This is a genomic window from Clostridia bacterium, assembly GCA_035561135.1.
Classification (GTDB): Bacteria; Acidobacteriota; Terriglobia; order Terriglobales; family Acidobacteriaceae; genus DATMYA01.
Genome location: DATMYA010000052.1, coordinates 1 through 13,196, shown reverse-complemented (window position 1 = coordinate 13,196; position 13,196 = coordinate 1). Strand labels below are relative to the sequence as shown.

General features: G+C 57.2%; 13 protein-coding genes. 7 read left to right on the top strand and 6 right to left on the bottom strand.

Annotated elements, in window-relative coordinates:
- Nucleotides 1-147 precede the first annotated feature (147 nt).
- Nucleotides 148-753: an MXAN_5187 C-terminal domain-containing protein gene (locus tag VN622_11330; protein HWR36450.1), complete on the bottom strand. Its 606-nt coding sequence runs from the start codon at nucleotides 751-753 to the stop codon at nucleotides 148-150.
- 172 nt (nucleotides 754-925) lie between these two features.
- On the opposite strand from VN622_11330, the gene VN622_11325 reads away from it, so the two are divergent.
- A complete protein-coding gene (locus tag VN622_11325) occupies nucleotides 926-1,585 on the top strand; it encodes a response regulator transcription factor (protein HWR36449.1) in 660 nt (219 codons plus the stop codon).
- An 88-nt stretch (nucleotides 1,586-1,673) separates the two neighbouring features.
- Here VN622_11325 and VN622_11320 read toward each other — a convergent pair whose 3' ends face one another.
- The 3 genes from VN622_11320 to VN622_11310 form a co-directional block, all read right to left on the bottom strand.
- Complete coding sequence (locus VN622_11320) at nucleotides 1,674-2,024, bottom strand: helix-turn-helix transcriptional regulator (protein HWR36448.1); 351 nt, start codon at nucleotides 2,022-2,024, stop codon at nucleotides 1,674-1,676.
- A 219-nt stretch (nucleotides 2,025-2,243) separates the two neighbouring features.
- Nucleotides 2,244-2,990, bottom strand: a complete 747-nt coding sequence (fabG, locus tag VN622_11315; protein ID HWR36447.1) for a 3-oxoacyl-[acyl-carrier-protein] reductase — start codon at nucleotides 2,988-2,990, stop codon at nucleotides 2,244-2,246.
- 137 nt (nucleotides 2,991-3,127) lie between these two features.
- Entirely contained in the window at nucleotides 3,128-4,366 is a 1,239-nt protein-coding gene (locus VN622_11310) for a cation:proton antiporter (GenBank protein ID HWR36446.1), read from the bottom strand.
- Between the two features lie 224 nt (nucleotides 4,367-4,590).
- Here VN622_11310 and VN622_11305 point away from each other — a divergent pair, with 224 nt between their 5' ends.
- The 3 genes from VN622_11305 to VN622_11295 all read left to right on the top strand — a co-directional run bounded on the left by VN622_11305 (nucleotide 4,591) and on the right by VN622_11295 (nucleotide 7,276).
- Nucleotides 4,591-4,950, top strand: coding sequence for a hypothetical protein (locus VN622_11305; protein HWR36445.1), 360 nt, complete (start codon nucleotides 4,591-4,593; stop codon nucleotides 4,948-4,950).
- Nucleotides 4,951-5,171: 221 nt separating this feature from the next.
- The gene (locus tag VN622_11300; protein HWR36444.1) at nucleotides 5,172-5,852 is read left to right on the top strand and encodes a DUF5752 family protein; all 681 of its coding nucleotides are present in this window, start codon (nucleotides 5,172-5,174) and stop codon (nucleotides 5,850-5,852) included.
- Between the two features lie 23 nt (nucleotides 5,853-5,875).
- Entirely contained in the window at nucleotides 5,876-7,276 is a 1,401-nt protein-coding gene (locus tag VN622_11295; protein HWR36443.1) for a glycosyltransferase, read from the top strand.
- Nucleotides 7,277-7,370: 94 nt separating this feature from the next.
- Here VN622_11295 and VN622_11290 read toward each other — a convergent pair whose 3' ends face one another.
- Both VN622_11290 and VN622_11285 read right to left on the bottom strand, forming a co-directional pair.
- Nucleotides 7,371-8,102 (bottom strand): DUF2071 domain-containing protein, encoded by a 732-nt coding sequence (locus VN622_11290; GenBank protein HWR36442.1) that lies wholly within the window; start codon nucleotides 8,100-8,102, stop codon nucleotides 7,371-7,373.
- A 261-nt stretch (nucleotides 8,103-8,363) separates the two neighbouring features.
- Complete coding sequence (locus VN622_11285) at nucleotides 8,364-9,218, bottom strand: hypothetical protein (GenBank protein ID HWR36441.1); 855 nt, start codon at nucleotides 9,216-9,218, stop codon at nucleotides 8,364-8,366.
- A 228-nt stretch (nucleotides 9,219-9,446) separates the two neighbouring features.
- Here VN622_11285 and VN622_11280 point away from each other — a divergent pair, with 228 nt between their 5' ends.
- The 3 genes from VN622_11280 to recA all read left to right on the top strand — a co-directional run.
- A complete protein-coding gene (locus VN622_11280) occupies nucleotides 9,447-10,169 on the top strand; it encodes a hypothetical protein (GenBank protein ID HWR36440.1) in 723 nt (240 codons plus the stop codon).
- A gap of 232 nt (nucleotides 10,170-10,401) precedes the next feature.
- A complete protein-coding gene (locus VN622_11275) occupies nucleotides 10,402-12,048 on the top strand; it encodes an FAD-dependent thymidylate synthase (GenBank protein ID HWR36439.1) in 1,647 nt (548 codons plus the stop codon).
- Nucleotides 12,049-12,285: 237 nt separating this feature from the next.
- Nucleotides 12,286-13,196, top strand: a 911-nt coding sequence (gene recA, locus VN622_11270; protein HWR36438.1) for a recombinase RecA, incomplete at its 3' end; no start/stop codon positions are given.

Below are 13,196 nucleotides of genomic sequence, written 5' to 3'. Positions count from 1 at the left end.
GTGGCAGCGGGACCTGCATCTCTTGACTCTCCGGCAGACCTTAACCGGAGCAACAATTGAAACCTGCCATCGCAGAGATGGTTGACGATGGCATCTGTATTTTGGGGAAACCCCTCAGGACGTTCTGCTTACCGGCATCCGCCAATATCAGATTTTCGCTCTGGCCTTCAGTTTAACCTGTCCGTCCTTTAACTCCACGCTGTACTCAACGTCGCGGCAACCGTGATCCTTTCGAATTTGTTCGGTCTTGCGGCGGACGAAAGCCTTGAAGTTATCGAAGCTGGCGGCATTCGAGACCTGCTCTCCGGCGCGGCGCTTGGCGTCCACCATGGCCTGGTACAACGTCTGTACGTTTTCGGCATCGGCGTCGACATCCGAGCAGGACGTTTTAAAAGGCCGGAGTTTGCTGACAAAAGTGGAAGTGGGTGGCGCTTCCGCTGGGGGATCAGTTCGGAGACCCTGGATGCCGAGCATGGCGTCCTGCGGGCGGCGATAGCCTTCTTCCTTGATCTTCATCTTCTGACGCCATAAGTCGCTGAAAATAGCATACTTCTGGGCGATCGTGTTATATCGGAAGCGCTGTGCGTAATTGAGCTTCTTGCCGTTGTCGCCGTGTTTCTTGATGAGCGAGTTGACGCGCCACTCGGTATCGTTCGGCGGTCGCTTGGAGCCGCCGCCGAAGTACACGTCATACTCTATCTTGAGCCGGCGGACGGACTCTTCGAGGATGTTCAATTCCTCATCGATGGTCAACGGATACCTCGCGGAGCAGTGTGCGAAGCGGAATATAGCATAGGCCCATGTCACGGTCCGCAGGTACGAAAGGGGGGTGCCGTACGTGATTCCCGTAACGCATGGTGCTGCATTGAAAAAGATCGGAGTCTCTGAAGGTGAACCCGCTCTGGAATGCATCTAAAATCTTCGGATGTTCGCTGGCAAGAAAATCCGGATTGTTATCGCAGACGATCACGCAGTTCTACGCGAGTCGCTCGGCGCGTTGTTGGGCAGTCAAAAAGGAATGCAAGTGGTTGGGGCCGCTTCGAATGGCAACGAGGCGGTTGCGCTCGTTAAACAACATCAACCGGACGTCCTGCTGCTCGACCTGTTCATGCCCGGGAGCGACGGCTTTGAAGTTCTGCGAACGCTCGAGCGGGCCGGCATAAGAGTGGCTTCTGTCGTCCTGACGGGATCAGAAAGCCAGGCTGATTATGTTCAAGTGGTGCGGCTGGGCGCGCGTGGATTGGTCTTGAAGGGAGACGCCCCGGCAAAACTCTTCGCCGCGATACGGACAGTTGCAGAAGGTGAACTGGCATTCTCTGACGAGGTGGCACACGGTGTCTTGAACGCCATGGCGGACGAACCGCAGCAGGAGATGGCGACCACGTTGGCGCGACTCTCAGAGCGCGAGCGGCAAATCGCGTTTCTGGTGGCGCGCGGACTCAAGAACAAAGACATCGGCGCGGAGCTAACGATTAGTGAGAACACGGTGAAGCGGCACCTCCAGAGCATCTTCAGCAAGACTGGGGCACGCGACCGTTTGGAGTTGGCAGTGCTCGCGCTGACGGAACTGACGAATGCGGCTTAGATCTGAGAATTAGAGCAGTGCTTCTTTTAATTACAGACCAACTGCAAAAAGAAAACGGCCGCGCCGGCGACCGTTTTTTCTAATTGCGCTATCTGCCCGAACTGGCGGCCATTTTCTTCACCATGGCCAGAACAAGTTTGCGGTCGCTGTCATTCAAGTTGGAGGAATAGCGGCGAATCTGGCTCAGGAAACGGACTTCATCTTCGCTGAGTTGCGGCACGTTCTTTGGCGCATTTTCGCCGGAATTGTCGGCGAAAAACTGCGCAAGCGCGATGTCCATGGACGATGCGATTTTGGCAAGCGTGTCAAGCGACGGGATGGTATGTCCATTCTCGACTCTCGAGAGGTAGCAACGTAAAAGCCCCGTGCGCTTCTCGATGTCGCCTTGCGACATGCCCTTCTGTAGACGGAAATTTCTGATTGTTTCGCCAATATTCATGGTCAGCAGACTGCCTCGGAAGGCCTATCGGGGGTGAATGCATAGTAACCAGAGTACAAATGCCAAGGCAAGGACAATTTTCGTTATTCGACATGAGTGCCGTAGTTGCGGAAAGATAGTTGCGCGCTGAGAAACGCCTGACTAACATCCGTCGCTAGCGTCGAGTTGTGACCTCATCCGCGCAGTTACGCGCTACGCGCCGATCGGGCTGGCCGATACTCAGCCCATCAGCATCCCGCCGTTGATTTTCAGGACTTCACCGGTAATAAATCCTGCTTCTTCGGAGGCGAGAAAGCGCACGGCGTGCGCGACTTCGGCGTCTGTGCCCGTCCGTCCCACGGGGATCATCTTCAGTATGGATTCCTTCAACTCGGGAGCGAGCTCAGTGGTCATAGAGGTTTCGATGAAGCCGGGCGCCACGGCGTTGACGGTGATATTGCGCGAGGCGACTTCGCGAGCGACGGCCATCGTGAGCCCTATGAGGCCAGCCTTCGAGGCGGCGTAGTTCGCCTGACCGGCCTGTCCCATTTGTCCCATGATGCTGCTGATGTTGATGATGCGGCCCCAGCGATTCTTGAGCATTGAGCCGATGACCTGCTGAATGAGCAGGTGGGGCGCAGTGAGATTGGTGTGCAGAACTGCGTCCCAATCAACGCGTTTCATGCGCATTACGAGCTGGTCGCGAGTGATGCCGGCATTGTTGACCAGGATATCGATTTTGCCGAATTGCGCTATGACGGCCTTGCAGACCGACTTGATCTCGTCTTCGTTGGAGACATCGAGCTTGAACGCCGCGGCGGTACCGCCGGCATCGGCGATCTGCTTGACGGTTTCGTTAAGTTTGTCTTCGCTGCGGGCGGCGAGCGCCACCGATGCGCCGGCTTCAGCGAGGATGGAAGCGCAAGCTTTGCCGATACCCTGCGAGGCTCCAGTAATCAGCGCAACGCGCCCTTGCAATGACTGCATCGGAATCTCCCTAAATGAGTGAACCGGGAATTATAGAGCAGCAGGAAGAGCAGTGGATATGAACAGTTGAGCAGTGGTGAGTGACAAGGGGATGGCGGTTTGGAAAGCGGCCAGTCCTACACTGGTCGCATCACTGATTACCCGATATTGTCGCCGGGGACAACTACTTCTGCTCTTTCTTCGGCGGCGCCAGCGCCGGATACCAACGCCTGCTGTGCCACATCGGATTCCTCTCGATACAGAATGCGAAGAAGGGGCGGCGGCAGGACGGTTGTGATGGCAGTCATGAAAATGACGATGGCGTAGGCACGTTGAGAGATGACGTTCATTTGCAGGCCGATGAGAGCGACGATTAGTGCTACTTCGCCGCGAGGCGTCATGCCGACTCCAACCTTCAGCGCGTTACGCCAGCCCTCGCGCAACATGGGAACTCCGCAGCCGACCAGTTTCGAGATGATGGCCAGTAAGGAAATCACGCCGGCAACGACCAGAACCTCTTTCGAGAAGACACGAAGGTCAAGGCGAGATCCCATGGTGAAGAAGAAGAACGGAGCAAGAAATTCATTGATGGCGTGGATGCGGGGCTGAAGATTCCACTCAGGCGAGTAGTCGGCGAAAATCAATCCGGCGAAGAATGCGCCAATAATGGCTGCCATCCCGATCAGGCTGGCGCCCCAGGAGAGTAGCAGGCAGATGGCAAGTGCAAGGATCAGCGGCGCATCGTGAGTCGACATGCGTTGCAGGCCGGGGCGAAGGCGTCCGATGACTCCTGGTCCTATGAAGATCATGAACAGCGCGAAGCCAACCGCCTCCAGAGTGACTATGCCAAGGTGTAGCCACTGTATGCCGCCGCCGGAAGCCATGCTGACGACCACTGCCAGCAGCACCATGCCTAGTATGTCGTCGAAGACAGCGGCGCCGAGTATGACTCGCGCTGTGTGCAACTTCAGCACGTGCATGTCTCGCAAGACACGTGCCGTGATGCCGACGCTGGTGGCGACCATCGCGGCAGCTACAAATGTGGCTTCGTGCATTGGGTCGCCGTGGAGCTTCAGAAAAGTGAAGCCCAGGGCGAAGGGCACAAGGACGCCGGCGAGCGCGACCCGGAGGGATAACCGCCCGACACGTATGAGGTCCTGCGGGCTGGTTTCCAGGCCTACGGTAAAGAGAAGGAAGATGGCGCCAATCTCGGCAATCGAGAAAACGGTTTCGGAAGGTATTACGAAACTGGTGGCATAGGGACCAAGAACAACTCCCGCCAGGATTTCACCAAGAACGGCGGGCATCGAGAGTCGCTCGAACACCTCACCGAACACCTTCGCCCACACGAAGATGGTGAACAACTGGAGTAGTAAGGTCTCACTTCCGTGCGGCATGCCCAGTTTGCTCCATTTAACCTAAGGCCAAACAAATTCTGGCGCATCGTGATGGGGTTCAACCAGCGAAAAGCGAAGCGGCTGTTGCTTTCAGGAGCTTCTGGTCCACGAGTGCTATCCCCAAAAAAGCCTGTTCGTGCTTACGAAATTTGCGGCGAGACAAAGAATTCGTGGCATCTTAAATCTACCGACGCTCGCAAGTCCCTGAGCCGACGTAGTTACCCATGGCTTATTCCATTCATCGCATTTCGAAAACGGCACGAACGGTAATTGGGGTGCTGTTGAGCGTAATTGCCGCTCTGGTCGCGTCCTTTGCCTTCGCAGACAAGCCGGTACGCGCATTTCTTCCATTCGTCTTCGTCGCAGTGTTGGTGCTGCTGGCGGCGCGCTACGGCGTGGCTGTAAGCGTCATCGGTTCAGCGTTGACGGCCATCATCTTCGCCCATTTCCTGTACTCTCCCCTGGGGAGCTTGCACGTGGACAGTGCGGCAGCTCGATCCAACATTGCATGGATGATCATGCTCGCCGTCTCGGTCTCGTACCTACTTTTTCCGCCTTCTGAGGTCAGCAACAAAAAACATTAGCAACGTGAGCTAACAAATCGCGTGAGCTAACAAATCGCGTGTGTCGCTGCTCTGTCCACCTTCGGCGTCGATCGGCAGCATCCACCTTTCGCAGGATACAGCTACCGTTTTAGTTTCTGTGTGCATCCAACAACGCATTCTAGAACGAGTGGCTGGGTTGTGTTGCAACGTTGCCGTACAAACGTTGTGTTTCAACGCAGTCTTGACCGAAGGAGGTGCTGGTGGCAACAGCACAGATGCCGGTCCACATACGCCGGTGGGCGAAGGCGCCGTTCTATTTCAATACGGCGGCTCACCTGCTTCGCATCGGACGTGAACGCGCTACGAACCTGCAAGAGTTGCTCGAGGGCTTACGCACCTGCCCCGAAGATTCTATCTTTCAGCACACTTTCAGAACGTTGCAGGAACATCACTTCATCCGGGAAGGTTTCTCGAACGACTTCGCACACTGGGCTTTCTTTTCCTGCAACGAGGTCGGCTTGGCAGAGAGGCTTTCGTCTATTGATATTCGAGAGTTTACCTCACTGAAGTCATTGCGTGAGCGCATCGTGAAAACCGTGGACGATTACCTGACGGCAAAGCCGCGCGCGCGAGAGCGGTTGGCGCTTGAGCCGTTCTATTTCTGTGCCTCAGACACGGTAGTGATCCCAACGACCTTGGTGGCGCGCAATTTGAACGAGTTCGTGGATGGCATCCGGCAGATCAGCGTTCACGGCATCCATTATCACTTCATCGAAGCGCGATTGCGGCTAAAGCTGAACTCCAATGATTTCTCGCTGTGGCTTGAACGGGAGTTGGACATGGGAAAACTCGCCGACAGGCTTAACCGTATCGACATCTACACGTCAACCCTGCAAGAGGTGCGTAATCAAATCGTGCGCGTGTTGCAGGCGGCACTGTAAACCGCTGGAGGAGATACGGCGCAATGGATGAGCGCAGAGCGACAGAGATGAATGAGGCCTCGGTGATCAACCCTGAAAACAAAACGGCTGGCGGGAGCGTTGACGACGAGGCGACGACCGCGCACCCCAGTGCGCCTTTTATCGAACGCCGGAAAAAACCGCGCATCAGCGAGACTCCGCCGGCTCCAGCACCGCCACCCAGACTGGATGACTACGTCCCGATTATCGGGCAGGCGAACATCGACGAGTTGCGCTACCTGGCGATACGGTTGCGCGGTAAGACCGTGAAGATGGTGAACTCGACGGCTGTTGGCGGAGGCGTCGCGGAGATCCTGAACCGGCTGATTCCGCTGATGAATGAGCTGGAAATTCATACCAGGTGGGAAGTCATCACGGGTGGCAACGATTTCTACGAGGTAACAAAAGGTTTTCATAACGCACTGCATGGCGGGCAATACCACTTTACGAAAGAGGCTCGCGAAATCTTTGTTGCGTACACCGAGCAGAACCGGCAACGCATGGAGTTTGTGGAAGACCTTTTCGTCATGCACGATCCCCAACCGGCGGGGCTGATCGCTTCGAAGGCCGATACGCGCGGCAAGTGGATATGGCGCTGCCACATCGACCTGTCGCAACCGGACCCGGATGTGTGGGGCTTCCTGCGTCCGATGATCGATCAGTACGACGCATCCATCTTCTCGTCGCCGGCGTTCTCGCGACAGTTGAGTATTCCGCAGTACCTGTTTTATCCCTGCATCGACGCGCTCTCCGAGAAGAACAAGGAACTCGACGAGGCCTACATCGACAAGGTGTGCGATGACTTCGGAGTGGACCGTTCGCGCCCAATCGTGACGCAGATATCGCGCTTCGATCGGCTGAAGGACCCGGTGGGCGTGATCCAGGCGTACAAGCTGGCGAAGCGCTATGTGGACTGCCAGTTGGTGCTGGCAGGCGGCGGCGCGACAGACGATCCAGAGGGCGCTGTGGTGTTGCAGGAGGTGATGGAGGAAGCGGGCGACGACCCGGACATCATCATCCTGAACCTGCCACCCTGGTCGGCGCTGGAGATCAATGCGTTGCAGAGGGCTTCGACGATCGTTATTCAGAAGTCGATTCGCGAAGGCTTCGGACTGACGGTGGCGGAAGCTCTTTGGAAGAAAAAGCCTGTCATTGGAGGTGCGGTGGGCGGCATCCCTGTGCAGGTCGTCCACAAGATGACAGGCGTGCTGGTGCATTCGGTGGAAGGTGCAGCGTACCAGATGCGTTACTTGTTGACTCATCCGGAATTCGCTGCGGAGTTGGGCCGCGCCGGTTACGAGCACGTGAAGGAAAATTTCCTGATGACAACGAACGTGAAGCGCTGGCTGTTGTTGTTCGGGATCGTACTGGGGACTGCTCGTCCGTCAGATCCGGCGGCGAAATAGATAGAACTGCTCAGCTCACACGGGCGGCTAAAGGAATCGAAGCGACGCAACGAATCGGTGTCATCCTGACCGGATATGGTTTTTCGGCAGCCCGTTACAGCAATCTTTGCGGCGGCCAGACAAGAACCTTGAGGCTGCGCGAGAAGTGCGTCAGGTCGGGTTGCTCAGGCAGAGTGATGCCGATGGGCTCGGCCATGGTGTTGGTTTTGAGTTCGACTTCCGCGGTTTGCAATGGCCACGGAAGATGGTGAATCTCCCCTCGGTAGAGGCGCTTGTGGCTGAAGGCGTAGAGGCAGTAGCGCTCCGAGAGAAACTCAGGCAGGCTGCCGGGTGTCGCGGTGCGCACCGGTGTCGCGGGCCGATATACCCCCCGTAATTCCGGCATTCCTTTTACAGCCCTGGGGCCGTGCAAGCGCTTGGAGCGGTAGTGTATTTCATCGGGAGCACTGGCGGCCTTGGCGTTCCGGGTGTAGCCGTTGGCGAGCGCGCCCCATATCTTCATGTCAGCGTGCCAGTAGGGCAGCCGGTAGAAGATACGCGCGCCCCACACGGCAGAGAGATTACCGGCATCCAGCGAAAAGAAAAAGATGCCAGGCTTGCCCTCGTAGGTCACGTAGGTGCGCACGTTCAATTCGGGGAAGCGTGAAACGAGGGGCGCGGGCGGCAGTCCTGTCGGCCGAAGATTACTAATCCAGAATGGCGTAACAGAAAGCCACGCGTTGCCCTGGTAGAGATCGAGCGTAAGCACATCAGGCACGAGCGCGCGCAGTTTACGAGGCTCTATTGCAAAGTGCGCAAAGAGCAGGTCGTTCCATGTCTGCGTCATGATCCACCCGCCCTCAGGAAGCGGCCAGGGGCGGTGAGCGGTGGCATAGAGGATGCTGTCAGCACCCAGCCAGACTGTTTGCGATTCGGAAAACATCAGAGCGCCATTCTCGTCGGCAAATTGTATCGCGAGACGCGAGTTGAGGGTTGTGACCTCCTCGCGCTCGCGAGGCAAAAGAAATCCCTCGACTTCGCTACGCGCGGGAAGACAATGCGTGCAGTGTCGCCTCCGCTACGCGGAGCAAGCGAATCTGCTGGGTGCCTACTGTGCCTGGGGCGAGAGAATCAATGCAGGGCTGTTGGTCTCGTTCGGGGCGGCCGTTGGCTTAACAGCGCTGGCGGTGAGTTGGTATCCGCGATGGAATACGTTGACGATGGTGCGGCCGATGATGCGCGCCTTGGCGGTGGAGCGCAGGTGCGTTGGGAGTGTAACGCCCGCGAAGTCCGCAAAATCCTGAACGAACTCGATCTTCCTGACGAAAAAAGATGGTGATTTTGAGAAGGTGCCTTCGGCGCGGCGCAAGCTGCCGGTGTGGACTTCCAGCAGGATACGGCCTTTGAAGAGGCCGACGGCCTTACGGCGCGGTTTCAACTGGAAGACGTGGCAGAGATCGCCTTCCACAGTCTCTACGCCTTTGTAGCTGAACTTGTAGTTCTGTTCGGTGATCGCCGTTTTCGCCGCATCGCCCTTCTCAACTCGCTCCACTTCCTGTTGGAGCAGGCGAACGATAACGTTGCTCTTCACAAAGTTGTCGCCCGTGAACTTGATAGTCGCGAAGTTGAGCGACTTGGGGGCGGTATAGGTGCGCAGAAGTTCGTATTCGCCGCGTTGTGAGGTGTCGGGCAGTTCGGCCTGCACAATGGTGGTATCGGTGTAGGCGGCCAGTTTCTGCGCCTGCTCAACCGAGCGCTGGCTGAATACCTGAAGCGCTAACTCAGGCGCCATTCTAGGTAACTGAGTGGTATGCGGGAAATCTACATCTCCAACGTTTGCAGACGAGGCGGCATAGGGCGCAAGGAAGTGGCGTGGTCCGCCCGGAAGTTGCTGCGCCCCTGCTATCTGCGTTGCCGTAGCACACAGAACAGCAGCCAACATGTACATGGAAAACTTAGGCATCGTGCTCGTACAGTAAACAATTACTCTACCCGATTCACCAAACCCTTGCAAAGTTATCAGCGGTGTACCACGCACTGGATTCCAGTCCCAGACAGCCTGGGCGTAACCATCATTGCCGTTGGAGTTATCTCTGGACTGCAAAGGGCAAGAGTAGCGCGACGTATTTCTTGTGGAATACAAGTAAGCCGTTTGTTAGTCTCGGCGCTGCATTGCGCGAGGAGAAACCACATGAAACGGTCGTCGATTGTCTGTGCCTTCCTGATATGCACCATATGCATGACTTTATGTGCCGAAGAAGTCCAGCTAAAAGACGGAACTAAGATCAGCGGCAAACTTGTCGGCATCACTGGCGAGAAATTTCAGGTAAAGACAAACTACGGCGATATTCAGGTTCCCAGGTCGGAAGTAGTCTCAATCACCTTTCCGGCAAACCAACCCAAGGTCGAGGATGAGAGTAAAGCAAATGCCGAGTCGCCCGCCGTGGTCGAGTCCCTTACTGGCGAGGAATACACGAACAGTACGGCGGGATTTAAATTGACCGTGCCGAAGGGATGGTCAAGCGCGCCAAAGATGCGAAGTAAGGACATCGTGGCTGCTCTCACTTCGGAGGATTCGACATTGTTCCTGCTTGTGACGCCCGAGAAATTCGCTGGAACTCTGAACACTTACAAGGTGCTGGCGCAGACGCAGTATCAGACTTCCTTCTCGGACTTCGAGATGACTTCCGAGTCCGAGATTCAAATGGATGGGAGAACTGGATTTAGGCTCGTCTGGCACGGGAAGAACAAAAAGGCGAATGACGCCCAGGTGAAGGCTCTGGTCTACATGCTTCCGTACGAAGGCCGAATGGTGCGCTTAAGCTTTCTTACGCTGGAGCCGCTCTTTGACGTCGCCGTTCCAACATTCGAAAAAATAGCGGCGTCGTACCGGTCACTTGAGGGTCCCAAGTAGTTGCATTATCTGATTACGCGAAGAAGTTTCCGTCGTGTTAGCAGGGAACCTCACTGCGGCATCGCGGGACTCAGGGCTCGCCTGTTCTTCGCCAGGACTGACATTCATAGGTTCAGGGGTGCCACCCTCCGGGGCTGAGCCAGCGGGACGCGCCGCCTGTTCAACCCGGTACAACGCCGCAGACCCGCGCTTCAGAAGCGCGAGCAACGCGAGCGGAGCATACTTTTTCCTGGTGGCTCCTTTCCAATCCACAGGCGCACACAGTACGATTGCCGCTTCCATTCCAGATCCGAAAGCGCAGATGCAATACGACATGAACGTGAAAAACGAGAACCCGGAGAAGATTGAGTCTTTGACGCAGGTGTTCGCCGTCGCCGGTGCTGAACCGGAAGTGCAGGCGTACGCGATGGCGAAGTACTCGCGTTCTTCGCTTTCGATGAAGCAGTCGCTGGCGGAGTTGAACGAACAGAAGGCTGAGAAGTTTCTCGACACGTTCTACTTCCAGTATGGACATCGTTCCATCGCCGACCTGGCGCACGTCGCGATGGCGATCGAACGCCTCTCTTTGCTGGCGGCGACGATCGTGGTAGACGAGCAGCGTTGGGATGGGCAGGAGCGCTCGACGCGCTACCAGGATTTCAAGAAAAGCGGATATTACACGCCCGCGCTGGGCGGCGACGCGGAGTTGAGGCGGCAGTATATCGAAGCCATCGAGCAGTTGTTCGCCGAGTATCGCGAGTTCTCCGAGTTGATGTTCCGGCACCTGGCGGAGCGGACGCCGCGTCCGGCAGAGATGAAAGAGGACGCTTACGAGCGCACGTTGCGTGCGCGCGCCTTTGACCTCTCGCGCTACCTGCTGCCGATGGCGACCAATACTTCGCTCGGGCAGATCGTGAATGCGCGCACGCTGGAGACACAGGTTTCGCGCATGTTGTCGCACACTCACGCGGAAGTGCGGCAACTGGCCGAGATGTTGAAACAGGCTGGGCGCGGCGCGGCTTACAACGTCAACCAGGATGCGTGGACAAAGCTGGTGGAGGCCATCGAAGCAAAGGATGCGAACCTGGGCGACACCGCGCGCTCGCTGCTGCTGAAGCCGACGCGGGTGGCTCCGACGCTGGTCAAGTACGCAGAAATTAGCCGTTACGAGACGGAGACGCGGAAAGCGCTTTGTCAGGCCGCAGAAGAACTGATGAAGGGGGCGGCAATCGCTTCGGCAACGGCAGTCGATTTGCTGGAAGATGATCCGCTGGAACTCGAATTGGCGACCACGCTGCTTTACGAGCATTCGCGCTACTCGTATCGGCAAGTGCGAGAGGCCGTGAGTTCGCTGACGGATGCGCAGCGGAGCGAGATTGTCGATCTCGGTATGCGGCATCGCGGGCGACATGATGAGTTGCTGCGGGCGTTTTGCGTGGGACAGAGGTTCCGCTTCGACATCCTGATGGATATCGGCGGCTACAGGGACATGCACCGGCACCGCCGCTGTACCCAGATCGCGCAGGCATATTCTTTCGCGCACGGTTTCGACACTCCCGCGGAGGTCGAGGATGCGGGGCACAGTGCGCGCTACGCAGAAGTAATGCAGCGCGTGTCGGATGCGGCGCACCGGATCGCCGCCAAGTTGGCGGAGATCGGCGCGGAGACTGAAGACGCGCAATATTTGATTCCTCTGGCATACCGGAAGCGTGCGCTCTTCAAGATGGATTTTGCCGAGGTGGTTTACATCACGGAGTTGCGCACGGGACCAGCGGGCCACTACTCCTATCGCAATGTGGCGTGGAAGATGTACGAGGCAATCGCCAAGCGGCATCCAGGGATGGCGAAGTACTTCCGTGTGACGGACGTTCGCGAACCGGTAGACTTGCTGAAGCGCTGACCGGATGGCATGGTTTGGCATGCGCCTGGGTGCGATTCGCTTTTTATTCGCCCAAAGCTTAATTTCGCACTATAATCCGAAGCAGGCGGGTGGCCCGCTTCCGAGCGCTCAGTACGAGCGAAAAATGCACAACGCAGTGCCGGTGAGGTGATAGGCTACCCCGGTCGCATCATTCCATTTTTGGGCAATTTTCTCTGCCGGTAAGAGCCGGCGGGCCTTCAGGAGCGCAATCAATTTATGGCGGACGACCGTAGTAAAGCGATCGACCTCGCACTATCCCAAATCGAAAAGCAGTTCGGTAAGGGCTCTATCATGCGCCTGGGGAACAAGGAAGCCATTGTTCCCATTTCTGTGATTTCGACGGGGTCGCTCTCGTTCGACGCTGCGCTCGGCGTAGGCGGCGTGCCTCGCGGCCGCGTGATTGAGGTGTTCGGGCCTGAGTCGTCCGGAAAAACGACAATCGCGTTGCAAATCATCGCCGAAGCACAGAAGGCGGGCGGCATGGCCGCCTTTGTGGACGCCGAACACGCACTCGATCCAGCGTACGCAAAGAAGCTCGGAGTGGATGTCGATAACCTGTTGGTATCGCAGCCGGACTGGGGCGAACAGGCACTGGAGATCGCCGAAGCCCTCGTGCGCTCCGGCGCGATCGATGTGCTTGTGGTTGACTCGGTGGCGGCGCTGGTGCCCAAGGCCGAACTTGATGGCGAAATGGGCGACAGCCACATGGGCCTGCAGGCGCGCCTGATGTCGCAGGCGCTCCGGAAGCTTACGGGCATCGTTTCCAAATCGCGTACCAGCCTGATTTTCATCAACCAGATTCGCGAAAAGATTGGCGTGATGTTCGGCAATCCCGAAACCACGACGGGCGGCCGTGCGCTGAAGTTCTACTCGTCCGTTCGTATCGACATTCGTCGCATAGCGGCGATCAAGGACGGAGATGTGGTGACTGGTTCGCGCACCAGGGTGAAGGTGGTCAAGAACAAAACCGCCGCGCCGTTCCGCGAGGCCGAGTTCGACATCATGTACGGCGAAGGCATTTCGCGCGAAGGCGACATGCTGGATCTGGCGGTGAACAACAACGTCGTCGAGAAGTCCGGCTCATGGTTCAGCTTCAAGGGCGAACGCATCGGGCAGGGACGCGAGAA

What these genes read in the sequence shown, in the direction of transcription:
- VN622_11285 (HWR36441.1), bottom strand. Translation starts at nt 9,218, where the DNA reads ATGCCTAAGTTTTCCATGTACATGTTGGCTGCTGTTCTGTGTGCTACG.
- VN622_11295 (HWR36443.1), top strand. Translation starts at nt 5,876, where the DNA reads ATGGATGAGCGCAGAGCGACAGAGATGAATGAGGCCTCGGTGATCAAC.
- fabG (HWR36447.1), bottom strand. Translation starts at nt 2,990, where the DNA reads ATGCAGTCATTGCAAGGGCGCGTTGCGCTGATTACTGGAGCCTCGCAG.
- VN622_11290 (HWR36442.1), bottom strand. Translation starts at nt 8,102, where the DNA reads ATGACGCAGACATGGAACGACCTGCTCTTTGCGCACTTTGCAATAGAG.
- VN622_11305 (HWR36445.1), top strand. Translation starts at nt 4,591, where the DNA reads ATGGCTTATTCCATTCATCGCATTTCGAAAACGGCACGAACGGTAATT.
- VN622_11310 (HWR36446.1), bottom strand. Translation starts at nt 4,366, where the DNA reads ATGCCGCACGGAAGTGAGACCTTACTACTCCAGTTGTTCACCATCTTC.
- VN622_11320 (HWR36448.1), bottom strand. Translation starts at nt 2,024, where the DNA reads ATGAATATTGGCGAAACAATCAGAAATTTCCGTCTACAGAAGGGCATG.
- VN622_11325 (HWR36449.1), top strand. Translation starts at nt 926, where the DNA reads ATGTTCGCTGGCAAGAAAATCCGGATTGTTATCGCAGACGATCACGCA.
- VN622_11280 (HWR36440.1), top strand. Translation starts at nt 9,447, where the DNA reads ATGAAACGGTCGTCGATTGTCTGTGCCTTCCTGATATGCACCATATGC.